The sequence below is a fragment of the Pseudohaliea sp. genome (genome assembly GCF_054552115.1).
Genome location: NZ_JBTOLW010000009.1, coordinates 1 through 23,343, shown reverse-complemented (window position 1 = coordinate 23,343; position 23,343 = coordinate 1). Strand labels below are relative to the sequence as shown.

At 69.1% G+C, this 23,343-nt stretch carries 21 protein-coding genes; 2 read left to right on the top strand and 19 right to left on the bottom strand.

The annotated features are described in order from the left end of the window. Nucleotides 1-10 precede the first annotated feature (10 nt). The 15 genes from ACX93N_RS06475 to ACX93N_RS06405 form a co-directional block, all read right to left on the bottom strand. Nucleotides 11-1,108 (bottom strand): hypothetical protein, encoded by a 1,098-nt coding sequence (locus ACX93N_RS06475; protein ID WP_459427585.1) that lies wholly within the window; start codon nucleotides 1,106-1,108, stop codon nucleotides 11-13. Nucleotides 1,109-1,112: 4 nt separating this feature from the next. Continuing rightward, nucleotides 1,113-1,961 (bottom strand): ABC transporter ATP-binding protein, encoded by an 849-nt coding sequence (locus ACX93N_RS06470; RefSeq protein ID WP_459427584.1) that lies wholly within the window; start codon nucleotides 1,959-1,961, stop codon nucleotides 1,113-1,115. Beyond that, entirely contained in the window at nucleotides 1,945-2,325 is a 381-nt protein-coding gene (locus ACX93N_RS06465; RefSeq protein WP_459427583.1) for a GntR family transcriptional regulator, read from the bottom strand. The genes ACX93N_RS06470 and ACX93N_RS06465 overlap by 17 nt, the downstream gene beginning before the upstream one ends. 14 nt (nucleotides 2,326-2,339) lie before the next feature. Further along, complete coding sequence (locus ACX93N_RS06460) at nucleotides 2,340-3,221, bottom strand: GIN domain-containing protein (RefSeq protein ID WP_459427582.1); 882 nt, start codon at nucleotides 3,219-3,221, stop codon at nucleotides 2,340-2,342. 74 nt (nucleotides 3,222-3,295) lie between these two features. After that, nucleotides 3,296-3,703: a group III truncated hemoglobin gene (locus ACX93N_RS06455; protein WP_459427581.1), complete on the bottom strand. Its 408-nt coding sequence runs from the start codon at nucleotides 3,701-3,703 to the stop codon at nucleotides 3,296-3,298. A gap of 15 nt (nucleotides 3,704-3,718) precedes the next feature. Further along, on the bottom strand, nucleotides 3,719-5,137 hold the full coding sequence (der, locus tag ACX93N_RS06450) for a ribosome biogenesis GTPase Der (RefSeq protein ID WP_459427580.1): 1,419 nt from the start codon (nucleotides 5,135-5,137) through the stop codon (nucleotides 3,719-3,721). Nucleotides 5,138-5,143: 6 nt separating this feature from the next. Further along, nucleotides 5,144-6,322: an outer membrane protein assembly factor BamB gene (gene bamB, locus ACX93N_RS06445; RefSeq protein ID WP_459427579.1), complete on the bottom strand. Its 1,179-nt coding sequence runs from the start codon at nucleotides 6,320-6,322 to the stop codon at nucleotides 5,144-5,146. Beyond that, nucleotides 6,319-6,987: a YfgM family protein gene (locus tag ACX93N_RS06440; RefSeq protein WP_459427578.1), complete on the bottom strand. Its 669-nt coding sequence runs from the start codon at nucleotides 6,985-6,987 to the stop codon at nucleotides 6,319-6,321. Before ACX93N_RS06440 ends, bamB begins: the two co-directional genes overlap by 4 nt. A gap of 1 nt (nucleotide 6,988) precedes the next feature. Further along, nucleotides 6,989-8,263, bottom strand: coding sequence for a histidine--tRNA ligase (gene hisS / locus ACX93N_RS06435; protein WP_459427577.1), 1,275 nt, complete (start codon nucleotides 8,261-8,263; stop codon nucleotides 6,989-6,991). A 28-nt stretch (nucleotides 8,264-8,291) separates the two neighbouring features. Then, nucleotides 8,292-9,422: a flavodoxin-dependent (E)-4-hydroxy-3-methylbut-2-enyl-diphosphate synthase gene (ispG, locus tag ACX93N_RS06430; protein WP_459427576.1), complete on the bottom strand. Its 1,131-nt coding sequence runs from the start codon at nucleotides 9,420-9,422 to the stop codon at nucleotides 8,292-8,294. Nucleotides 9,423-9,469: 47 nt separating this feature from the next. Further along, a complete protein-coding gene (gene pilW / locus ACX93N_RS06425; protein ID WP_459427575.1) occupies nucleotides 9,470-10,246 on the bottom strand; it encodes a type IV pilus biogenesis/stability protein PilW in 777 nt (258 codons plus the stop codon). Further along, nucleotides 10,246-11,400, bottom strand: a complete 1,155-nt coding sequence (rlmN, locus tag ACX93N_RS06420; protein WP_459427574.1) for a 23S rRNA (adenine(2503)-C(2))-methyltransferase RlmN — start codon at nucleotides 11,398-11,400, stop codon at nucleotides 10,246-10,248. The genes pilW and rlmN overlap by 1 nt, the downstream gene beginning before the upstream one ends. A 23-nt stretch (nucleotides 11,401-11,423) precedes the next feature. After that, nucleotides 11,424-11,852 carry a nucleoside-diphosphate kinase gene (ndk, locus tag ACX93N_RS06415; RefSeq protein ID WP_459427573.1) on the bottom strand — a complete coding sequence of 143 codons (429 nt, stop codon included), beginning with the start codon at nucleotides 11,850-11,852 and terminating at the stop codon, nucleotides 11,424-11,426. 133 nt (nucleotides 11,853-11,985) lie between these two features. Further along, nucleotides 11,986-13,149 carry an IscS subfamily cysteine desulfurase gene (locus ACX93N_RS06410; protein WP_459427572.1) on the bottom strand — a complete coding sequence of 388 codons (1,164 nt, stop codon included), beginning with the start codon at nucleotides 13,147-13,149 and terminating at the stop codon, nucleotides 11,986-11,988. Then, on the bottom strand, nucleotides 13,146-13,925 hold the full coding sequence (locus tag ACX93N_RS06405; RefSeq protein WP_459427571.1) for an RNA methyltransferase: 780 nt from the start codon (nucleotides 13,923-13,925) through the stop codon (nucleotides 13,146-13,148). Before ACX93N_RS06405 ends, ACX93N_RS06410 begins: the two co-directional genes overlap by 4 nt. A 127-nt stretch (nucleotides 13,926-14,052) precedes the next feature. Between ACX93N_RS06405 and ACX93N_RS06400 the strand changes: the two genes are divergently transcribed. Next, the gene (locus ACX93N_RS06400; protein ID WP_459427570.1) at nucleotides 14,053-14,856 is read left to right on the top strand and encodes an inositol monophosphatase family protein; all 804 of its coding nucleotides are present in this window, start codon (nucleotides 14,053-14,055) and stop codon (nucleotides 14,854-14,856) included. Between the two features lie 28 nt (nucleotides 14,857-14,884). On the opposite strand, the gene secF is transcribed toward ACX93N_RS06400, so the two are convergent. From secF to purL, 3 genes are all read right to left on the bottom strand, one after another. Further along, nucleotides 14,885-15,799: a protein translocase subunit SecF gene (secF, locus tag ACX93N_RS06395; protein ID WP_459427569.1), complete on the bottom strand. Its 915-nt coding sequence runs from the start codon at nucleotides 15,797-15,799 to the stop codon at nucleotides 14,885-14,887. Further along, nucleotides 15,796-17,691, bottom strand: a complete 1,896-nt coding sequence (secD, locus tag ACX93N_RS06390) for a protein translocase subunit SecD (RefSeq protein ID WP_459427568.1) — start codon at nucleotides 17,689-17,691, stop codon at nucleotides 15,796-15,798. Before secD ends, secF begins: the two co-directional genes overlap by 4 nt. 102 nt (nucleotides 17,692-17,793) lie before the next feature. Next, nucleotides 17,794-21,681 (bottom strand): phosphoribosylformylglycinamidine synthase, encoded by a 3,888-nt coding sequence (gene purL, locus ACX93N_RS06385; RefSeq protein WP_459427567.1) that lies wholly within the window; start codon nucleotides 21,679-21,681, stop codon nucleotides 17,794-17,796. Nucleotides 21,682-21,745: 64 nt separating this feature from the next. Here purL and mltF point away from each other — a divergent pair, with 64 nt between their 5' ends. Continuing rightward, nucleotides 21,746-23,179 carry a membrane-bound lytic murein transglycosylase MltF gene (gene mltF / locus ACX93N_RS06380; protein WP_459427566.1) on the top strand — a complete coding sequence of 478 codons (1,434 nt, stop codon included), beginning with the start codon at nucleotides 21,746-21,748 and terminating at the stop codon, nucleotides 23,177-23,179. A gap of 34 nt (nucleotides 23,180-23,213) precedes the next feature. Here mltF and ACX93N_RS06375 read toward each other — a convergent pair. Then, the coding region (locus ACX93N_RS06375) for a transposase (protein ID WP_459427662.1) at nucleotides 23,214-23,343 on the bottom strand (130 nt) is incomplete at its 5' end.

Below are 23,343 nucleotides of genomic sequence, written 5' to 3'. Positions count from 1 at the left end.
GCCTTCGAGGCTAGATTTCCCAGCGGTGCCGGCGCAGCCAGACCGCGCCGGTGAGCAGCAGGACGGCGGCGACCAGGCCGGCGCCCATGCCGGGCAGGTTCACGGCGTGCCAGTTCGGCCCGAAGAGGTAGAGCCCCGCCGAGCCCGGATCGGCCTCGACGTCGGCCACCAGCTTCGGCAGGTGGTCAACGACTGCGCCGATGACATAGTGGCTGCCGAAGAGCAGCGCCTCGGCGATGGCAGCGACGACGACCGGTGTCACGGCGAGCAGAAAGGGCGAGCGGCGCGCCGCGGCGGACGCCAGCAGCAGCCAGGCCCAGATCGGCGCCAGCCACAGGGCCGTGAGCACCCAGCCGCCGAACTGGTCCAGCGCCAGCCGGCCGAGGGCGAGCCCCTCGAAGAGCCTTTCCGTGGGCACCTCCATGCGCCAGGCGAGCACCGCCGAGAGCGCCAGGGTCAGCACCTGCAGCACGAAGCTGATAATGAACACGACGCCCGGCGCGACCACCGCCACCACCAGGAACTTCGACAGCACCGTCTGCCACTCGGAGACGGGCATGGAGCGCCAGAAAAGAATGCTGCGGTCCTTGCGGTCATCGAAGAGCGTACCGAGCAGGTAGTTCGCCGTGGTGAACATGAGCACCAGCAACAGCAGGTTATGCAGGACGTTGAGTAACGGGCTCAGGGCGCCATACGCTTCCGGTTCAGGGGCCGCCTCCCCGGCTTCGGCGGCGCGGGGCGGGCTGAAGGTCCAGTCCCGCGAAAAATTCCAGGCTTCCGGCGGCGGCGGTGCCTCGGGCTCGCTCACCGGCAGGTCCAGCGGCGGACCGAGACGCTCGTCCAGTTCCCCGCGCCGGTAGACGGTAACTTCGTCCTCGCCCACGCTGATCGAGATATTCAGGGAACCGTCACCGCTCTCGTGCTCCAGCATCTGCATGAAAGCCTCGCCGAATACGCTGATGCGGTCGGCGAAGAAGACGCTGCCACCAAGGAGCACGACCAGCAGCGCGGCGATGGTCACGGGCGTCCACAGCAGCGAGGTGCGGTACTCGCGCAGTTCCCGCTGCAGCAGGGTGAACAGGGTGTTGGGGGGTGTTCTCGCGATCACCGCTTCAGCCTCCTACCTTCGCCATGAACAGGTCCGCCACGGAAGGCGTGCGGCACTCGCCGAGGGGCGCGACCAGGCTGCGGTCCACATCCTCGTAGATAAACGCTTTCCCGCCGAGGATACTGCGCTTGCCCACGTGGGGGATGGCTTCGGCCCGCGCCACCGCCTCGCCGACAGCGTGCAGTTCCACGAAGCGCTCCTCGAGGCGCGCCGTGGCTTCCGTGAGCACCAGGCGGCCATGGTTGATGAACACCACGTGGGTGAGGATGTGCTCCACCTCCTCCACCTGGTGCGTCGAGATAATGATGGTGCGCTCCTCGTCGAAGTAGTCGTTGAGGAGTTGCTCGTAGAAACGGCGCCGGTAGAGAATGTCCAGGCCCAGGGTCGGTTCGTCGAGCACCAGCAGGCGGGTATTGATGGCCATCACCAGGGCGAGGTGCAGCTGCACCGTCATCCCCTTCGAGAGATCCCGGACGCGGCGGCGCGGCGTCACCTCCGTGGTGGCCAGGAAACGCTCCGCCTGGTCGCGGTCGAAGTTCGGATGGACACCGGTGACGTAATCGAGGAGCTCGTCCACGCGCATCCAGCGCGGCAGCACCGCGGTATCGGCGATGAAGCTCACGGACTGCATGAGCCGGGCGTGCTCGGCCAGCGGGTCGCTGCCGAGCACCCGCAGCTCACCCTCGCAGGCCGTCAGGCCCAGCAGCGCCCGGAGCAGCGTGGTCTTGCCGGCGCCGTTCGGGCCGATGAGCCCGACGACGCTGCCGCTGTCCAGGGCCAGGTTCACGCCGTCGAGAGCGCGGATATCGCCGAAGGTCCGCCGGACATCCCTTGCTTCAATGATGTGTGACATGCTTCTCCTCGCCCGCGTCCTGCAGGCGCTCCACGATGGTGTTGATGGCCACGCCCAGGGTGCGTGCCCGCGCCGCGAGCGCGGGCACCTCTTCGTCCAGGAACCGGCGCTTCTCCTCGCTGGACAGCGCCGCCTGGGCCCCGGGGCGGACGAACATGCCGAGGCCACGGCGCTTTTCCAGCAGGCCCATGTCGACCAGTTCCTGGTAGGCCTTGCTCACGGTGATGTGGTTGATCCGGTACTCGGATGCGACCTGGCGCACGGAGGGAATCGACTCCCCCTCGGGGAAGGACCCGTCCAGTACCCGCTGCATCACCAGGTCGCGGAGCTGGCGGTAGATCGGCTGGACATCGTTCCATTCCATGGGCGCGCCCGCTCTCAGTCGTCGCTGTCGTGGAGGCGGCCGGAGCCGAGAATCGTCGTGCTGATATCAGGCTCACCGCGGTAGTAGACATCACCGCTGCCGAGCACCGTCACATCGAGGTCCAGGACGCCGCCTACGCGGGCATCGCCGGAGCCGACGATGTTGACTTCCACGTCCGTGGCGTTGATCCGGCGGAAGTCGATGTCGCCGGAGCCGACGATCGCCAGTTTCATGGCGGCACTGCGCCCCTCGCCCTTCGCGACAATATCGCCGGAGCCCTTGATCACGGCGCCGATACGGTCCTCCACGGTGACGTCCCTGAAGCGCACATCGCCGGCGCCGGCGACGACGACCTCCAGCCCTTCAGCGCGAAGCTCGACGACTTCCAGGTCCCCGGAGCCGTTCACGGCGAGATGGATGTCCTCCCCGTCAACCGCGAAGAAACGCGCGTCGCCCGAGCCGTCCACGCTGACGTCGAGATCCCCCACGGCCAGGCGGCGCACGTAGACCGTGCCACTGCCCGCCACGTGCAGCGCCTCGAGGGACGGCAGCGTCAGCTTGTAGCGCACATCGCTCACGTCGGCGCGGGGGTCCTGCTCACTGTCCCCCAGCACGAGAAGCTTTTCCCGGGCGATGAAGGGACGCACCGCGAGCTGCTCCGCCGGGCCACGCATGAGCAGCACCGCGGGCTCGCCCTGGCTGATTTCCACCTGCACCGCTCCGCGCACGGTGACGTGGTTCATGGGCAGGTTCTCGACACGCAGCGTTTCCGGGTCCCCGGCATGGGCGACACGAGCCCAGAGCACGCTCGCCAGCGTGCAGGCAAGAAAGAGCACTGCACCGGCGAGGAGCCCGTTGTCACCAACGAAACGGCGCTTGCGATGAGGGAAAAACATGTCCGCAATCCTTCCTGCGTGGGTGTTATAGGGGACTATAGCACCCGTGAAACGTGCCACAAGACAGCTGACGGTCACTCGTCGCGCGCTGCCCGCCGTTCGTCGCAGGGGGCCGCAAGGCCCGCCTGCATGTTGGCAGCAATGCGGGTTGCGAGACGCCGGGCACGCTCGCTGACGGGGCCGGCATAGCCCTCATCGAGGGTCGCCGTGAACAGCGCGAGCCAGCGGTCGAAGTCCGCCGCCGTGAAGGGCCGGCGCGCGTGAACGGCGCGATGGATGTTCATCGTGTGACGGCGGTAGCCCGGGTCACCGAGGAGCATCTTGCGCCAGTAGGCGCGGATCCGCGGCAGGTGCGTGGCGAGGTCGATGCCGGCGGCATCGATGAAGATGGGCCGGAGCTGCGGATCCGCGAGAAGCCGCTCGTAGAACCGGTCGACAAAAGCGGCGATGTGCTCCGGGCTGTCGAGGTCCGGCCGTGCCATGGCTATCCCGCTTCCCTAGCGATCTTTCTTCCGCTGCCGGCGCTTCTTGTCCTTCTTCACGTGGGCCATGAGCCGGCGCTTGCGGTCCACCTGGCGCTTCGACAGCGTGTTGCGGCGGCCCGCATAGGGGTTCTCACCGGAACGCAGCTCCACGCGCACGGGCGTGCCGCTCAGGGAAAGCGCCCGGGCGAAGGTTTTCTCGAGGTAGCGCCGGTAACTGGCGGGAATGTTGTCCGTCCCGTTGCCGTGGATGACGATGACCGGCGGATTTCGCCCGCCCGCGTGGGCGTAGCGCAGCTTGCTGCGCCGGCCGGCGACCATGGGCGGCGGGTGGTCCGCGAGCGCATCCTGGAGGATGCGCGTGAGCTGGTTCGTCGACAGCGGCCGGGTCGCCGCCTCGTAGGCGGCGTCGATGGCGCCGAAGAGGAGCCCGACACCGGAGCCGTGCAGCGCGGAGATGAAATGGGTCTCCGCGTAGTCGACGAAGCGCAGCCGGCGCTCGAGCTCGCTCTTCACACGCTCGCGCTGTTCCGGCTCGAGCCCGTCCCACTTGTTCACCGCGAGCACCAGGGCGCGCCCGGCCTCGATGCAGTGCCCGAGCAGGTGCAGGTCCTGGTCGACGAGCCCCTCGCTGCCGTCCATGAGCAGCACCACGACATGGGCCTGGTCGATCGCCTGCAGCGTCTTGACGATGGAGAATTTCTCCACGGTCTCGCGCACGTTCTTGCGCCGGCGCACGCCCGCCGTGTCGATGAGGGTATAGGGCGCCCCGTCGCGCTCGAAATCGATGAAGACACTGTCCCGGGTCGTGCCCGGCTGGTCGTAGACCACGACCCTTTCCTCGCCGAGGAGCCGGTTGACGAGCGTGCTCTTGCCGACATTCGGGCGCCCTACCACGGCAACCCGCACGCGGTCTTCCGCGCTGTCCGCCAGCGCTGACGCCGGCGGAAAATCGGCCAGTACCGCCTCGATGAGCGCGCGCACGCCGCGGCCGTGGCTGGCGGCGATCCGGTGGAAATGCTCAATGCCGAGGCGGTAAAAATCACTGGCGGCGACCTCCGGGTCGAGGCCGTCGACCTTGTTCACGACCAGATCGAAAGGCTTGCCGCGACGGCGCAGTTCCCGCACGAGCTGTTCGTCACCGGCTGCCAGACCGGCCCGGGCGTCGACCAGCAGCAGCACCCGGTCCGCCTCCTCGATGGCGGCCAGGGACTGGCTGGCCATGGCGGCGTCGATACCGGCCTCGTCGCCGCTGATGCCGCCGGTGTCGATGACGATGAAGCGGTGATCCCCGCTCACGCCCTCGCCGTACTTGCGGTCCCGGGTCAGCCCCGGGAGATCCGCGACCAGCGCGTCACGGCTGCGCGTGAGCTGGTTGAAGAGGGTCGACTTGCCCACGTTGGGGCGGCCGACCAGGGCGATGACCGGGAGCATGGGGCATCAGTCCCTGGGGGTGATCTCGTAGGCCACGAGCTTGCCGCTGTTGCCGAAGACATAGAGCACGCTGCCATCGGCGAGCATGTCCGCCCGGGCGCCGTCGCCATCGACGCGCGTGCGGCCGACGAACTCGCCGTCGACCTGGGAGAGGATGTGCAGGTAGCCCTGGTAGTCGGTGACCGCCAGGTAGGAACTGACCGGGGTCGGCCGCGACAGTTCGCGAAAGGCCAGCGCCGGCTGTTCCCAGCGAATCCCCTGGCCGCTGCGCAGGTAGGCGGTGATCGTGCCGTCCTCATCGGCGACATAGACGTTGCCGAAGCCCTGCGAAACGCCGCTGAAGGACGACAGGTTGCGCTGCCAGAGCTTGCGCCCACTGCGGATATCGAGGGCGGTAATGCGGCCCTGGTAACTGGCCGCATAGAGCTCCGTGCCCTGGATCGCCATGGTGCCGTCGACATCGACGATGCGCTCGATCTCGGAGCGCCCCTGGGCGATCGCCACGCGGGCCTCCCAGGTCACGGCGCCGGTGAGGGCGTCAAAGGCCAGTACCCGGCCGTTGGCAAAGCCGGCATAGACCGTGCCATCGCGGAGAATCGGCGTGCTCGTGCCGCGGATCGTCAGCACCGGGACGTTGCTGTCATAGCTCCAGAGGCGCTCCCCGCTGTCGTGATCGAGGCCGTGAAGCTTGCCGTCATAGGTCTGCGCCACGACGACCCGGCCGTCACCCTGCGGTGGCGCCAGCACCTCGCCGGTCACCCGCGCGGACCAGCGCACGCTGCCGTCGGCGGCGTCGAGCCGCAGCACCTCGCCGTCGGCGCTGCCGAGGTAGAGGTTGCCATCGTAGTAACCCACGCCGCCGGACAGGCCCGTCTCGACGTTCTCGCGCCAGCGCGTGCGGCCCCGGTCGCGCTCCACGGCGCGCAGCTGGCCGTCCACGGAAGCGGCGTAGATCATGTCGCCGGCGAGCACCGGCTGCAGCTTGTAGAGGCCCTTGCCCTGTCCGTCCCCGACGGACACGGACCAGAGCCGGTCGATGTTCACGCGGCTATCGATGTCGACCAGCTCGGCGGGCTTGCGCGGGTCTTCGTCCTCGCTCCATTCGAACCAGTCACCGATGGTGCTGCAGCCGGCGAGCAGCGGCAGCAGCGCGAGGAGCCAGGCGGCGCGCAGCGTTGCGCTCATCCCTGCGCTCCCGCCGTCGGCGGCTGCGGGTTCAGGTAATCCAGCTTCTCGTCGAGCCCGGGCAGGGGCCGCTCCGGGTCGGCGAGGGACTGGGCCTCGCGGTAGGCCGCGGCGGCTTCGTCAGCGCGGCCTGCGGCGAGCAAGACATCGCCCCGGGCCATGGCGTAGGCACCGGCATAGGGGTTGGCCCCGTCGCTGGCCAGCAGCTCGAGCGCGTCCTCGGTGTCACCACGGGCGGCCAGCACCCGACCCAGGCGCAGCCTGGCGACCCGGTGAAGATCTTCCTTTGCTGACGTCTCGGCGAGGACGGTGCGCAGCGCCGCCTCCGCCGCGCCCAGGTCGCCCCCGGCCACGTGCAGCCGTGCGAGGTGCAACTCGGCGAAACGGGCGTAGGCCGTGCCGTCATACTCGGTGGCGATGCGGGTGGCAAGCTCTTCTGCCGCCGCGCCGCCGGTCGCCTGCTCCGCGCTGCCCATCGTTTCCAGGAATTGCTGGAACAGGTTCGAGGCGGACTCGGCCCTGGCTTGCTGCCGCGCCTGCCAGCCCTGCCAGCCGAAAGCCACGGCTACGGCGAGGAGAATCGATACCAGCGTGCTCGTGCCGTTCTCCTTCCACCAGCGCTTGAGCGCCTCGACCTGTTCTTCTTCCGTCCGGTAACTTTCCACGTCAGTGTCCTTGCGTCATGATGTCGGCGAGCGCGGGGGCAACAGCGGCCAGGGGCAGGCGACGCTGCTCGCCGCCGCGCAGCGGCTTCAGGACCACCTCGCCGGCGGCGACCTCGTCCTCGCCCCAGACCAGTGCCACCGGGGCACCGCTCTTGTCGGCTTTTTTCATCTGGCTCTTGAAGCTGCCGCCCCCCGCATGGCGCAGGATGCGGGCCGCCGGCAGCGCATCGCGCAACCGCTCGCTCTCGACCAGGGCGGTCTGCTCTGCCGCCTCACCCACGGCAACGACGTAAACGTCCGGTGCCGCAGCAGGTGTGGCCACGCCCAGCTCGGCGCGCAGCAGCACGAGGCGCTCGAGCCCCATGGCGAAGCCGACGCCGGGCGCCGCCTTGCCGCCGAGCTGCGCCACGAGGCCGTCGTAGCGGCCGCCGGCGCAGACCGTACCCTGGGCGCCGAGGGCCTCCGTGACCCACTCGAAAACCGTCTTGTTGTAGTAGTCGAGGCCCCGCACGAGACGCGGATTGTGCACGAAAGGGATGCCCGCTGCATCCAGCAGCGATCCCAGGCGCTCGAAATCCGCCGCCGATTCCTCGTCGAGATGGTCCGCCAGGGCGGGCGCATCCTCGAGTACCGCCCGGGTACCGGGGTCCTTGCTGTCGAGGATGCGCAACGGGTTCGTTTCCAGGCGCCGCTGGCTGTCGGCGTCGAGCGCCTCGCGGTGCCCCGCCAGGTAGGCGACCAGGGCTTCCCGGTAGCGGCGGCGGGCTTCGGGCGAACCGATCGAATTGAGCTCCAGGCGCACGGCCCCGTCGATACCGAGCAGGCGCCAGAGACGCGCGGACAGCGCAATGAGTTCCGCATCGGTATCCGGTCCCGCGAAGCCGAAGGCCTCGGCGCCGATCTGGTGGAACTGGCGCTGGCGCCCCTTCTGCGGCCGCTCGTAGCGGAACATGGGGCCCGCGTACCAGAGTCGGCAGGGGGTGGCGAGGAGGTTCTGCTGGATGGCCGCTCGCACGCAGCCGGCGGTACCCTCCGGGCGCAGCGACAGGCTGTCGCCGTGGCGGTCCTCGAAGCTGTACATCTCTTTCTCGACGATGTCTGTGACCTCGCCGATGGAGCGGCTGAACAGCTCTGTCTGCTCCACCAGCGGCAGGCGCAGCTCGCCATAGCCATAGCTGGCGAGGAGACGCGCGGCTGTCTCCTCGACCTCCCGCCACTGCAAAGCCTCGTCAGGCAGGATGTCGTTCATCCCGCGGATCGCGCGAATGGGGTTCATAGCGTGTCCTGCGTGGTGCCGGCGGCGCTCACCCGGTGCTCTTGAGGATGACTTCCTCTTCCTGCCGGGCACGCTCCGCCTCGATCTTCGCCGCGCGCTCGCGGATTACCTGCTCGAGGTGGTCGATGAAGTCGGCGTTGCTGACCTTGTGGTCCGGCTCACCGCCGACATAGATGAGGTTGTTCGGCGTGGCGCCCGTGAGGCCCACATCCGCTTCCCGGGCTTCACCGGGGCCGTTGACGATGCAGCCGATGACCGCCACGTCCATCGGCGTGCGCACATCCTCGAGGCGCTGCTCGAGCGTGTTCATGGTGCCGATGACATCGAAGTTCTGCCGCGAACAGCTGGGACATGCGATGAAATTGATGCCGTTGGTGCGCAGCTTGAGACTCTTGAGGATCTCGAAGCCGACCTTCACCTCCTCGACCGGGTCCGCCGCCAGGGAGATGCGGATCGTGTCGCCGATCCCCTCGTAGAGCAGCATGCCCAGACCCACGGCGGACTTCACCGTGCCGCCACGCAGGCCGCCGGCCTCCGTGATACCGAGGTGCAGGGGCTGGTCGATCTCCTTTGCCAGCAGCCGATAGGCGTCCACGGCCATGAAGACCTCCGACGCCTTCACACTGACCTTGAAGTCCGGGTAGTCGTGCTTGTCGAGAATATCGACATGGCGCAGCGCCGACTCGACCAGCGCCTCGGCCGTGGGCTCGCCGTACTTGCGCTGCAGGTCCTTGCCGAGGGAGCCGGCGTTGACACCGATGCGGATGGGGATGCCGCGATCCCGGGCGCAGGCAATCACCTCGCGCACCTTGTCGTCCCGGCCGATGTTGCCCGGGTTGATACGCAGGCAGTCGACGCCATACTCGGCAACCTTGAGAGCGATGCGATGGTCGAAGTGGATATCCGCCACGAGGGGCACTTCGACCTGGGCGCGGATCTGCTTGAAGGCCTCGGCGGCGTCCATGCTCGGCACGGACACACGGACAATATCGCCGCCGGCGTCGGCGATGGCCTGAACCTGCGCGACCGTGGCGGCGACATCACAGGTTTCCGTGTTGGTCATGCTCTGCACGCTGATCGGCGCATCACCGCCGACGGCCACCTTGCCGACGTGGATCTGCCGGCTCTTGCGACGCTGGATCGGGGAACTGTGGCTCATGACTTTGCCTCGACTGCTGGTGCCTTCATGTCCCTCGGAATCCGTCCTCAGGGGGCGCCCGCTTTGGCCTGCTGACGCTGCCAGGCGGCGAATTCCGGCGATTCCGGGTAGAGGTTGCGCAGCGCCAGGGCGTAACTGCCCTCCGCATCGCGGTCACCGGTGGCCTGCGCCAGGCGGATGCCGAGCCACAGGCCGCGCGCGCTCTGCCGCCGAACCGCTGCCCGGTACCCAGTATAGTAGCCAGCCGCCGCCGCGTAATCCCCCGCCTCGAAGCGCAGCTGAGCGAGTTCGAGCAGTGCTATGCGGTTCTGCCGGTCCATGGCGAGCGCCCGGGCGAAGGCTTCCTCGGCCAGCGCGGGCTTGCCCAGAGCACGGCGGCAAAGCCCCAGGTTGACAAAGGCCTGGGGCCGGGCCTCGTACAGCGTGTCCTTCACAACCCGCTCGAGCTGCGTCTCCGCCTCTGCGAAGCGCTCCTGCGCGAACAGGAACGCGGCGTAGTTGTTGCGGGCGCGGGAAAACTCCCGATCCAGGCTGATGGCCTTGCGGAAGTTCTCCTCCGCCAGCTCGAACTCCCCTGTGCTCTGGTAGACAAGGGCAAACGCCTCGTAAATTTCCGGCTCGCGGTCATTGAGCTCCACCGCGATCTTCAGGTTGCGCTTGGCGTCTTCCCAGTTGCCCTGGCCGATGTAGGAGCGCGCCAGCTCGACCCGCTGGCGCATGGCCTCCTCCGGGGAGGGCGGGTTGGTATAGACGCTTCCGCGTTCGGTGATACAGCCCGCGAGCAGGACGCCGAGGACAAGGGCAAGCGCGGCGCGGGAAGCCATCAGAGGGCGTTCCCGATCGCCGCAGAGCGGCGGTAGCGCTCGTTGCGACGCGTGCGATCCGCGACCTGCCCGACCAGCTGACCACAGGCCGCGTCGATATCGTCCCCGCGGGTCGCGCGCACGGTGACGCGGAGCCCCGCGTCCACCAGCACCTTCCAGAAGCGCGACACGGCGTTGCCGCTCGGGCGCTCGAAGCCGCTGTTCGGGAACGGATTGAAGGGAATGAGGTTGATCTTGCAGGGATAGTCCGCGAGCAGTGCCACCAGTTCCCGGGCATGCTCGGGCTGGTCGTTGACGCCGGCCAGCAGCGTGTACTCGATGGTGACCACCCGCTTGCGGTCCACCTGCGCATCGATGTAGCGCTTCGCACTGGCCAGCAGGTCAGCTACCGGGTAGCGCTTGTTGATCGGCACGATACGGCTGCGCAGCGCGTCGTTCGGCGCGTGCAGGGATATCGCGAGGCTCGCATCCGTGTAGCGGTGCAGTTCGTCGAGGGCCGGCAGCACCCCGGAGGTGCTCAGGGTCACCCGCCGCTTGGAGATGCCGTAGCCGAAATCGTCCATCATGAGGTTCATGGCGGCGACGACGTTCTCGAAATTGAGCAGCGGTTCGCCCATGCCCATGAACACGACATTGGTGACCACGCGATCCTTGCCCGCCTTGAAGGCGTCGTAGGAGGCGATGGCCAGCCACAGCTGACCCACGATCTCCGCCGCGGTGAGGTTGCGCTGGAACCCCTGCTTGCCCGTCGAGCAGAACTTGCAGTCCAGGCTGCAGCCGACCTGCGAGGAGACGCAGAGCGTGGCCCGATCGCCGTCGGGGATGAGCACGGTCTCGACCAGGGCACCGCCGTCGACGCGCACCAGCCACTTGCGGGTGCCGTCGGTCGAGTCGCTCTGGCTCGCCACCTCCGGCGGCCGCACCTCGGCGATCGACGCCAGCTTGTCGCGCAGCGCCCTCGACAGGTTGGTCATCGCCTCGAAGTCGGTCACGCCCTCGTGGTGGATCCACTTCAGGAGCTGCTGGGCGCGGAATTTCTTCTCGCCGATCTCCTCGAACCAGGACTCCAGCCAGGGGCGCGGCATGCCGAGAAGGTTCACCTTCCCGGCCTGCGCGCCGCTGCGTCCGGCGCTACTGGCGATGACGGCGGTCATGGGTTTTCTCCGTCCGCTCCCGGCTAGTCCCGCGGGCAGATTTCGCTAGCCGAGAAGAAATAGGCGATCTCGCGCTCTGCCGAGGCCGGGGAGTCGGAGCCGTGCACCGCGTTGGCGTCGATGGACTGGGCGAAATCGGCACGGATCGTCCCGGCGTCGGCCTCCTGCGGGTTGGTCGCGCCCATCAGCTCTCGGTTTTTCGCGATGGCGTCCTCGCCCTCGAGAACCTGCACGACGACGGGGCCGGAGGTCATGAAGGCGACGAGGTCCTTGTAGAAGGGGCGCTCCTTGTGCTCGGCGTAGAAGCCGCCGGCCACCGCCTCCGACAGGCGCAGCATCTTCGCCGCGACGATCGTCAGGCCCGCGTCCTCAAAGCGGCTGTAGATCTTGCCGATCACGTTCTTGCCGACGGCATCGGGCTTGACGATGGAAAGGGTGCGTTCAACGGCCATCAGGGTTCTCCAGCAAAAGAATGGTCAGGGGGCGGGGCTTCAAGAGGCCCCGCCCGGGCGCGCGCATTATACGCCGCCTGTGCCGCCGTTTCACCCGCCGGCGCCGGGAAAACTCCCGACTTATGCCCGCGAATCAGGAGCTTATTGCAGCGGCCGGGCGCAGCCGCTGAACGCTCTCCGCAACCTGTGCTATCGCGTACTCGACCTCTTCGGCCGTCGTGAACCGGCCGAGGCCGAAGCGCAGCGAGCTGTGGGCAAGCTCGTCGGGCAGCCCCAGGGCGCGCAGCACGTAGGAGGGCTCCACGCTGGCCGAGGTACAGGCCGAGCCCGTGGAGAGCGCGAGGTCCTTGAGGGACAGGAGAAGGGTCTCCCCTTCCACGCCGCCCACGGCGACATTGAGGGCGCCCGGCAGCCGCGCCGAGGCATGGCCGTTGACCGTGACGTCACCGATGCTTTCCAGCCCCTCCCGCAGGCGCTCGCGCAGCCCCCGGAGCCGCCCGGCTTCCGCCTCAAGTTCGGCGGCAGCCAGCGCCGCCGCCGTGCCCATGCCCACGAGCTGGTGGGTGGCGAGGGTACCGGCGCGCAGGCCGCGCTCGTGGCCGCCGCCGTGCATCTGCGGCACCAGCTCCAGCCGCGCCTGGCGGCGCACATAGAGAGCGCCGGCACCCTTGGGGCCGTAGAACTTGTGCGCCGACAGGGAGAGCAGGTCCACGGGCAGCTCGCCGACATCGAGGGGGAGCTTGCCGGCGCTTTGCGCGGCATCCACGTGAAAGGGTACCCCCGCATCGCGGGCAATGGCGCCGATAGCAGCGATGTCGTTGACGGTACCGATCTCGTTGTTGGCATGCATGATCGTCACCAGCCGGGTGTCGTCGCGCAGCGCGCCGGCCACCGCCGCCGGTTCAATGAGACCGTCCGGCCCGGGGGCGAGCCGGGTCACGGCCACGCCGCGGGCCTCGAGGTAGCGGCAGCTGTCTAGCACCGCCTTGTGCTCGATCGCCGAGGTCACGATGTGCCCGCGCTCGCCGGCCGCGCGCAGCACGCCCTTGATGGCCAGGTTATCGGACTCGGTAGCACCGGAGGTCCAGACGATCTCCCGGGGATCGGCGCCGATGAGCTCGGCAACGTCGCGGCGGGCGTTCTCCACGCGCATCTCCGCCTCCCAGCCGTAGCGATGAGAGCGCGACGCGGGGTTGCCGAAGGTGCCCTCGAGGGTCAGGCAGTCGGCCATGGCCGCGGCTACCCGGGGGTCGACGGGCGTGGTGGCAAGGTAGTCGAAGTAGATCGGCTTCTTCACGGTTCGCTCCCCGTTCGCTGCTTCTCGAACACGGGGCCGCCGGCGCGCTCCACCTGCTCGTCGGTGGCCGTAAGGATGCCGCGCAGGATGTTCAGCTCCATCTCGTCGAGACGGACCCGGCCGAAGAGCCGCCGCAGCCGCGGCATCAGCTGCCGCGGCGCCGCGGGGTTGAGAAAGCCGATCGCGCTCAGCGTCTCCTCGAGGTGGGCGTAGAAGCGCTCCATGTTCAGCTGGGTGCTGAAGGGCGTGTCCCACTCGGCGGTCTCGGCGGCCGGCAGCGTCTCGCCGACGGCGAGCATGCGCAGTTCATAGCAGACGATCTGCACCGCCATGGCGAGGTTGAGGGAGGTGTAGCCGTCATGAGAGGGAATGTGCAGGTGCAGGTTGCAGCGGTTCAGCTCGTCGTTGCTCAGCCCCCGGTCCTCGCGGCCGAAGAGCACCGCCACCCGCTGGCCGGCATCCGTCGCCGCGCCCATGCGCGCCGCGCAGCGCCGCGGGTCCTGCACGGGCCAGGGAATACGGCGGCCGCGGGCGCTGGTCCCGACGACGAACTGCGCATCGCCGATGGCGCTGTCGAGATCGGGGACGACGCGCGCCGCCTCCAGAAGATCCGCCGCGTGAGTGGCCCGGGAGGTGGCCATCTCGTGCGGGAACTGCCGCGGTGCGACCAGGGTGAGGCGCACGAGCCCCATGTTCTTCATCGCCCGGGCCACCGCACCGATGTTGCCGGGGTGAGAAGTGTTCACGAGGACGATGTCGATGAGCTCGGGCCGCACGGGGCCTCCCTCGGCAAGTGGCTGATGACCCGCCAGTTTACCAGAGGCCCGCCGCCCTCTGTTATACTCCCGCGCCCACGGGCCGCTCGGAGCGCCGCCGGCCAGGTACCAGGCACCGGAATACACCATGGAACCGATGATCAATATCGCCCTGCGCGCCGCGCGCCGGGCTGGCGAACACATCGTGCGCGCCTCCGACGACCTCGACCGTCTTCAGGTAAGAGCCAAGGACCCGAATGACTTCGTGTCCGAAGTGGATGAGCGTGCCGAGGAGATCATCGTAGAACAGCTGAAGCGCGCCTACCCCGGCCACGCCTTCCTCGGCGAAGAAGCGGGTCTCGACGGTGACCCGGACGCCGAGTACCAGTGGGTCATCGACCCGCTGGACGGCACCACCAACTTCCTCCGCGGCATCCCCCATTACGCGGTCTCCATCGCCTGCCTGCACCGCGGCAAGGTGGAACACGCCGTGGTCCTCGACCCGGTGCGCCGCGAGGAGTTTACCGCCTCCCGCGGCCGCGGGGCGCAGCTCAACGGGCGCCGCGTGCGGGTGAGCCGGTACGACAGCCTCGACGGCGCCCTCCTCGGCACCGGCATCCCCTTCCGGGGGCACTGCGACCAGCACCTGGCCAGCTACTCGAAGACGCTGGCCGTGCTCGCCGCGAAATGCGCCGGCATCCGCCGCGCCGGCGCCGCCTCGCTGGATCTCGCCTACGTCGCCGCCGGGCGCCTGGATGCGTTCTGGGAGATCGGCCTGGCGCGCTGGGACATGGCCGCCGGCAGCCTGCTCGTGCGCGAGGCCGGCGGCCTGGTGGCGGACCTCGACGGTTCGGAGAACTACCTCGAAAGCGGCAACATCGCCTGCGGCAACCCCAAGTGCTTCAAGGCGGTGCTGCAGGCCGCGCGCCCGCTGGCGGGGGCGCGCTCCTAGGGTCTCAGCGGCGCGGCGGGCCCGCGCCTCAGGGCACCAGGTCGTCCTGCTCCGCCCCTTCCTTCACCGGTATCATCAGGTCTTCCTTGCTGACGCCCATGGCGAGCAGGGTCGTCGCCGAGACGTAAATCGACGAGTAGGTACCGATGAACACGCCGACGATCAGCGCCACGGCGAAGCCGTGGATCATCTCGCCGCCGAAAATCGCCAGCGACGCGAGCACCAGCAATGTGGTCAAGGACGTCACCAGGGTCCGGCCCAGGGTCTCGGAGAGGGAGATGTTGATCACCTCGACCGGTTCGGCCCGGCGCAGCTTGCGGAAGTTTTCACGGATGCGGTCGGCCACGACGATGGTGTCATTCAGCGAATAGCCGATCACCGCCAGCAGCGCCGCCAGCACCGTGAGATCGAACTCGAGGCCAAGCACGGAGAAAAAGCCGAGGGTGATGAGCACATCGTGCACCAGGGCGGCGACGGCACCGACGGCGAACTTGAGCTGGAAGCGGAAACCGATGTAGAGCATCACCAGGCCGAGCGCCAGCAGCATGGCCAGCCCCCCCTGCTCGCGCAGTTCCTCGCCCACCTGCGGGCCGATGAACTCGGTGCGGCGCAGCTCCACGCCCGCGTCCGAGGCCTCGCTCAGTACGGCCAGCACGGCGGCGCCGTCGGCATCGGTAAAGCCCGAGGGCAGGCGGATGAGCACGTCCTGGTCCGTGCCGAAGCTGACCACCGTGGCGCCCTCGTAGCCGCCACTGTCCAGGGTGTCGCGGATGGCGTCGAGGTCTGCGCTATCGCCGTAATGCACCTCGACCAGCGTCCCCCCGGTGAAGTCGAGGCCCCATTCGAGCTGGCGCACCGCGAGCGAGCCGATGGCGGTCACCAGCAGCACAGCCGAGAAGACCACCGCCGCCAGGCGCCAGCCCATGAAGTTGAATACCTTCATGCCGCGTCCCCCTGCACGATGTCCTTGCCAATGGCGAGGTGGCGCAGCCGCCGCCCCCCGTAGATCAGGTTGACCAGCGCCCGCGTACCCAGGATCGCCGTGAACATGGAAGTCAGGATGCCGATGGACAGGGTCACGGCAAAGCCCTTGATCGGGCCCGTACCCACGGCATAGAGAATCACCGCGACGATGAGCGTGGTGATGTTCGCATCGAGAATCGTGGACACGGCGCGCTCGAAGCCGCTGTGGATGGCCATCTGCGGCGCCCTCCCCTCGCGCAACTCCTCGCGTATGCGGGCAAAGATGAGCACATTGGCGTCCACCGCCATGCCCACCGTGAGCACGATACCGGCGATACCCGGCAGTGTCAGCGTAGCCCCGATGAGCGACATGAAGGCGACCAGCAGCACGAGGTTTGCCGACAGCGCGGCGACGGCGCAGAGGCCGAAGACCCGGTAATAAAGCACCATGAAGACCACGACCAGTGCCAGGCCCACCTGCACGGACTTCACGCCCAGGCGGATGTTCTCGGCACCGAGGGACGGACCCACGGTGCGCTCCTCCACGAAGGTGATCGGCGCGGCGAGCGCACCGGCGCGCAGCATGAGCGCGAGCTCCGAGGCCTCCATGGGGCTGTCGAGGCCGGTGATCTGGAACTGGGCGCCGAGGGCCTGCTGGATCACCGGGGCCGTCAGCAGTTTCTTCTCATCGTAGGGCACCTTTACCGGCACCTCGCTGCCGTCCGGCTGCTCCTCGTAGCGGGTGCGGTACTTGCGCTCGATGAAGAGCACGCCCATGCGCCGCTTGACGTTGTTGCGCGTGGCCCGGCTCATGAGCGTGCCGCCCTCGCTGTCGAGGCTGATCTGCACGTTGGGCTGGCCGTTCTGGTCGAAGCTCGCCTGGGCGTTGGACACCCGCTCTCCGGTGATGATGATATCGCGCTCCAGCCACTCGTAGGCGCCGGCGCGCTCCTCGCTGCGGTACTCGAAACGCTGCTTCTCGGCCGCCGGGGCGTCCGGCGCGGCGACGAGGCGGAATTCGAGGTTGGCCACCTTGCCGAGGATCCGCTTGGCTTCCGCCGTGTCCTGGATACCGGGCAGTTCCACCACGATGCGGGCCCGGCCCTGGCGCTGGACCAGTGGCTCGGAGACGCCGAGCTCGTTGACCCGATTGCGCAGGGTCGTGAGATTCTGGCTCACGGCGTAATCGATGATCTCGTCGACGCTGGCGTCGGTCATGTCGGCGTTGAGGCGCCAGCTGCCCTCCTCGTCGATGCGGTCGAGCAGCAGCTCCGGGTGATTGTCGACAACGATGCTGCGGGCCGCCTCGCGATCGTCCTCGCTGCGGAATACCATCGCCACGCGGCGGTCGCCATCGAGCGTCACCCGGCCGCGGATGCGCTCCTCGCGCAGGGCGCGGCGGATGGCACTGTAGTAGTACTCCATGCGGCGCTCGACGGCGGCGTCCACGTCCACCTCGAGCTTGAAGTGCACACCGCCGGAGAGATCGAGGCCGAGCTTCATGGGCTGGGCACCCACGGCGAGGAGCCAGTCCGGCGTCGTCGGCGCGAGGTTGAGGGCGATGATGAAGCCGTCGCCGAGGGCCCGGGCCACCCGCGCCTGCGCGCGCAGCTGGGCGTCGCGGTCGCGGAGGCGGATCAGGGCGTTGCGGCCGTTTGCCTCGACTTCCTCGCCAAAATGGTCGATGCCCGCTTCTTCCAGCGCGTCGGTGGCCCGGCGCAGGGTCGCTGCATCGATGACCTGGGCGCTGCTCTCACCGGTGATCTGCAGCGCCGGGTCCGGCGTGTAGAGGTTCGGCGCGGCATAGAGCAAGCCGAGGCAGACGACGCCCAGCACCAGCAGGTATTTCCACAGGGGGTATTTGTTCAGCATCGTCGGGCCCGGTTCGCGGGCGCGGGAAACGCGCCCGGCGGAAAAAAGGCGCCATTATAGAGCACGGCGCCGCAGTCACAAGAGGCGTCCGCCGTGACCCCGTTAACCCAGCCAGGCCCGGGCATTGCGGAACAGGCGCAGCCAGGGACCGTCGTCGCCCCAGGCGGGCGGCGCCCAGGAAAAGTTGACCCCGCGCAGCACCCGCTCCGGGTGCGGCATCATGATCGTGGCGCGGCCGTCGGCGCTGGTCAGGCCGGTGATGCCGGCCGGCGACCCGTTCGGATTCGCCGGGTAGCGCTCGGCCACGCTGCCGTCGTTCTCCAGGTAACGCAGGGCGACCAGCCCCGCGCCCTCGCAGGCCTCGCGCTCCGCATCGGAGGCGAAGGCCGCCCGGCCCTCGCCGTGGGCCACGGCCACGGGCAGCCGCGACCCGGCCATGCCAGCCAGGAACAGGGACGGGGAGGCTTCCACGCGCACCAGCGACAGGCGCGCCTCGAACTGCTCGCTGCGGTTGCGCAGGAAGCGCGGCCAGTGCTCTGCGCCGGGCACCAGCTCGCGCAGCGTCGACAGCATCTGGCAGCCGTTACAGACCCCCAGGGTGAAGCTGTCGCCGCGGGCAAAAAAGTGAGCGAAGGCGTCGCGCAGGCCCTCGTTGTAGCGGATGGCCTTGGCCCAGCCCTCGCCGGCGCCGAGCACGTCACCGTAGGAGAAACCACCGCAGGCCACGAGCCCGTCGAAGCGGGCCAGATCGTGGCGCCCCTGGGCGAGATCGCTCATGTGCACATCCACCGCGGCAAAGCCGGCGCGGTGAAAGGCCGCGGCCATCTCCACCTGGCCGTTAACGCCCTGCTCCCGGAGCACCGCCACCCGCGGCCGCTGCCCGGTCGCGACGAAGGGCGCCGCCACGTCATCTTCCGGGTCGAAGCTGAGCTCGGCGTGGAGGCCCGGGTCGTCGGCGGCGATACGGGCGAATTCCTCGTCGGCGCAGTCAGGGTTGTCGCGCAGGCGCTGCAGGGCGTGGCTGGTGCTGGCCCAGAGCGCCTGCAGGCGGGCGCGGCGGTCATCGAGAACCGGCTCGCCGGCAACGGCAACCGTGACGGCATCGCCCGGCACCGCACGGCCGACCTCTGCCAGGCACTCCGCGATACCAAGCGCCTCCGCCTGTTCCCGCCAGGCCGCGACGGCCGCGCGGGGCACCTGCAGCACCGCGCCGGCCTCCTCGCTGAACAGCGCCGCCGGCACGGAGGGTGCCGGCGGGAGGTCCACGGCCAGGCCGCAGCGACCGGCGAAGGCCATCTCCAGCAGGGCCGTGATGACACCACCATCGGAGCGATCGTGGTAGGCGAGCAGATCGCCGCGGGCGAGCCCCCACTGCACCAGCGCAAAGAGACCTGCCAGGTCGCCGGGGCGGTCGATGTCCGGCGGTGCATCGCCGAGGCCGCCGTAGACCTGGCACAGCGCGGAGCCGCCGAGGCGGCCGGCGCCGCGGCCCAGGTCGACAAGCAGCAGCACCGCATCGGCTGCCGGGTCCAGCTGCGGCGTGGCCACCCGGTGCACGTCCGTGACCGGGGCAAAGGCGGAGACAATCAGCGAGACCGGCGCGGTCACCGCGCGCGCCACGCCGCCCTCGTTCCAGGCGGTGCGCATGGACATGGAGTCCTTGCCCACCGGAATGGTGAGGCCCAGCGCAGGGCAGAATTCCATACCCACCGCCCGGACCGTGTCGAAGAGAACGCTGTCCTCGTGACCCACCCCGGCGGCACACATCCAGTTCGCGGAGAGCTTGACGTCTTCGAGGGCGGCGATGGGTGCGGCGCAGATGTTGGTGATGGCCTCGGCGACGGCCATGCGGCCGGATGCGGGGCCGTCCAGCAGAGCGAGCGGCGTGCGCTCGCCCATGGCCATGGCCTCGCCGCGGTCGCCCTCGAAGGTCACGGCCGTCACCGCGCAATCCGCCACCGGCACCTGCCAGGGGCCCACGAGCTGGTCGCGGCAGACCAGGCCCGTGATGCTGCGGTCGCCGATGGTAATGAGGAACTGCTTGCTGGCCACCGTCGGCAGCTGCAGCACCCGCTCCAGCGCCTCCGCCGGCGCAGCGGCGGGCACGGGCTCGGGCGAGCGTGCCGGCGGCCGGGCCGTCTCCCGGTGCATGCGCGGCGGCTTGCCGAAGAGCAGCCCCATGGGCAGGTCCACGGGGGCATTGCCGAAGTGCGGGTCCGTGACCGCCAGGTGCTGTGCCACCGTCGCCTCGCCGACCACGGCAAAGGGACAGCGCTCGCGCTCACAGATCGCCGCGAAGCGGTCCAGGTCGTGGCTTTCCACCGCGAGCACATAGCGCTCCTGGCTTTCGTTGCACCAGAGTTCCAGCGGCGACATGCCCGGTTCGTCCGAGGGCACGGCCCGCAGGTCGAAGCGGCCGCCGCGGCCGCCGTCCTTCACCAGCTCCGGCAGCGCGTTGGACAGACCACCGGCGCCGACATCGTGGATGAAGGCGATGGGATTGGCCTCGCCGAGCTGCCAGCAGCGGTCGATGACCTCCTGGCAGCGCCGCTCCATTTCCGGGTTCTGCCGCTGCACCGAAGCGAAGTCGAGGTCTTCCTGGCCCGAACCGGAGGCCATGGATGACGCCGCGCCCCCGCCGAGGCCGATGAGCATGGCCGGCCCGCCGAGCACCACCAGTTTCGCGCCGGGACCGAAGCTGCCCTTCTCGACATGTTCCGGCGCGATGTTGCCGTAGCCGCCGGCGATCATGATCGGCTTGTGATAGCCGCGCACCTCGCCGTCCACCGCCAGCTCGAAGCTGCGGAAATAACCGCAGAGGTTCGGCCGGCCGAACTCGTTGTTGAAGGCGGCCCCGCCGATGGGCCCTTCCAGCATGATATCCAGCGCCGAGGCGATACGCCCCGGGCGGCCGTAGCCCTGCTCCCAGGGCTGGGGCAGGGTCGGCAGCTCGAGATTGGACACGGTGAAACCCGTCAGGCCGGCCTTGGGCTTCGACCCCCGGCCCACGGCGCCCTCATCGCGGATTTCGCCGCCGGCACCGGTACCCGCACCGGGAAAGGGCGCGATCGCCGTCGGGTGATTGTGCGTCTCGACCTTCATGAGCAGGTGAATGTCCTGCTCGTGGGCGCCGTATTCGCCGCTGTCGGGTGCCGGATAGAAGCGGCCGCCGCGGTTGCCCCTGACCACCGCGGCATTGTCCGCGTAGGCCGAGAGCACGTTCTCTCCACCCTGGCGGAAGGTGTTGCGGATCATGTCGAAGAGGGAGTGGGGCTGGTCCTCGCCGTCCACGGTCCAGCTGGCGTTGAAGATCTTGTGCCGGCAGTGCTCGCTGTTGGCCTGGGCGAACATCATGAGCTCCACGTCACTGGGGTTGCGGCCCAGGTCGCGGAAACTCTCCAGGAGGTAGTCGACCTCGTCCTCGGCCAGGGCGAGGCCGAGCCCGCGATCCGCCGCTTCGAGGGCCGCCCGGCCGCCGCCGAGCACGTCGATCTGCGCCATGGGTCGCGGCGTGGCCTCGGCGAACAGCGTCGTGGCGGCCGCGGGTTCATCGAGCAGCGTTTCCGTCATGCGGTCGAAGAGCAGCGAACGGGCGGCGGTTACCGCAGCCTCCGGCAGCTCTGCGGGCAACAGCAGCGTGTAGGCGATGCCCCGCTCCACCCGGTGCAGGGCGTCAAGGCCGCAGTGGTGAGCAATGTCCGTCGCCTTGCTCGCCCAGGGCGAGATGGTGCCCGGGCGCGGTACCGCAAGCAGCAGGGTCTCCCCCGGCGCGGCAGCGAGATCCCCGCCCGTGTCCGGCGTAACGCCACCGTAAGCCAGCAGACCCTCCAGCACGGCCCGCTGTCCTTCGTCGAGGGAACCCTGCAGCTGCGCGAAGTGCACATAGCGAGCGCCGGTGACCCGGATGGCGGGGTCCACGGCCTGGAGGCGCTCGGCGAGCTTGGCGAGACGGAAAGTGGACAGGGCCGGCGGGCCGGGCAGGATCAACATGGGGACTCTGACTCCCGGGTGCGAAGACGGGCGCGTAGTGTACCGGTGCGTTTACACTAGGACCATGCCGACGCGCCTCGCCTTCACCGCCCTGCTGACCCTGCTCGCCCTCGCCGCCGGCTGCGGCGGGCCGGCGGATAACCTCGAGGCGATCCGCGAGCGCGGCGAACTGCGCTTCGTCACCCGCAACGGGCCCACGACCTACTACCGCGAGCGGGGCGCACCGGCCGGTTTCGAGTACGACCTGGCCCGGCGCTTCGCCCAGGAACTCGGCGTCGGACTGACGGTGGTGCCCGTGTTCAGCCTCGACGGGCTGTTCTCAGCCCTGCGCCGAGGCGAGGCGGATATCGCCGGCGCCGGCCTGACGCTGACCCCGGAGCGCGCGAGCACCTTTCCTGCATCCACCCCCTACCACGAGCAGCGTCCCCAGGTGATCTACCGTACCGGCACCCGCCGCCCCCGGAGCCTGGAGGACCTCGAGGACCGGGAGGTCCTGGTGCTCGCGGGCTCCAGCCATGGCGCCCTCCTCGCGCGGCGCCAGGCCGACGACCTGCCGGGCCTGAAGGTGCGCAGCGTCGCCGGGGCCGACCCGCTGGACGTGCTGCGCCAGCTGGACCAGGGCAGCGCCGACGCCGCCGTGGTGGACTCGGTGGAGTTCGCCATCCAGCGGCACCTGCTGCCACAGCTGGCCGTCGCCTTCGACCTCGCCACCGAGCAGGACATGGTCTGGTACCTCGCCCCCGACGGTGACAACGGCGCACTCCAGGAACGGCTGGCCGGGTTTTTCCGGCGCCTGGAGCAAGGCGGCACGCTGGCGGCCCTGCGCGAGGCGCACTTCGGCCAGGTGGATGTGCTGACCCGCGCCGGCTCCCAGACCTTCATCGCCAATATCCGCGGCCGCTTGCCGGCCTACCGGGAGGCCATCGAGCAGGTAGCCCGGGAACACCAGCTGGACTGGGCGCTGCTCGCCGCCATCGCCTACCAGGAATCGCACTGGGACCCGGAGGCCATCTCGCCGACCGGGGTGCGCGGCATGATGATGCTCACGCGCGCGACGGCACGCGAGCTCGGCGTGCCCGACCGCCGGGACCCGTTGCAGAGCCTGCGCGGTGGTGCGCGCTACTTCAAGGACCTGCGCCGGCGCCTTCCCGGCGATATCACCGAGCCGGACCGCACCTGGCTCGCGCTCGCCGCGTACAACATCGGCCTGGGGCACCTGGAGGACGCCCGTGTGCTCACGGAGCGCGCGGGCGGTGACCCGCACCACTGGCAGGACGTGATGGCCCACCTGCCCAAGCTCGAGCAGCGCGCCTGGTACACCACCGTGCGCCACGGCTACGCGCGCGGCCGCGAGGCGGTGCGCTATGTGCAGAACATCCGTCATTACCAGAGCGTATTGCAGTGGCGCTTCATCGCCGAGAACCGGCCGGCACCGCCGCTTGAGGTTGAACCTCTGCTGCCCGAGCAGCTGCGCGGCCGGGCCCTGCTGGCGCTGTAGGAGGCGCCCTCAAGGAAGCGCCCTAAAAAAAGGTTCATCGTAGATTACCGGGGAACGCCGCGCGGATCTTCAGGAAGAAATACGCCTCGTCCCGGTAGCCATAGGCCATCCGCTTGATGACCTTTATTCGGTTGTTGATCCCCTCCAAAACGCTGGTATGTAGT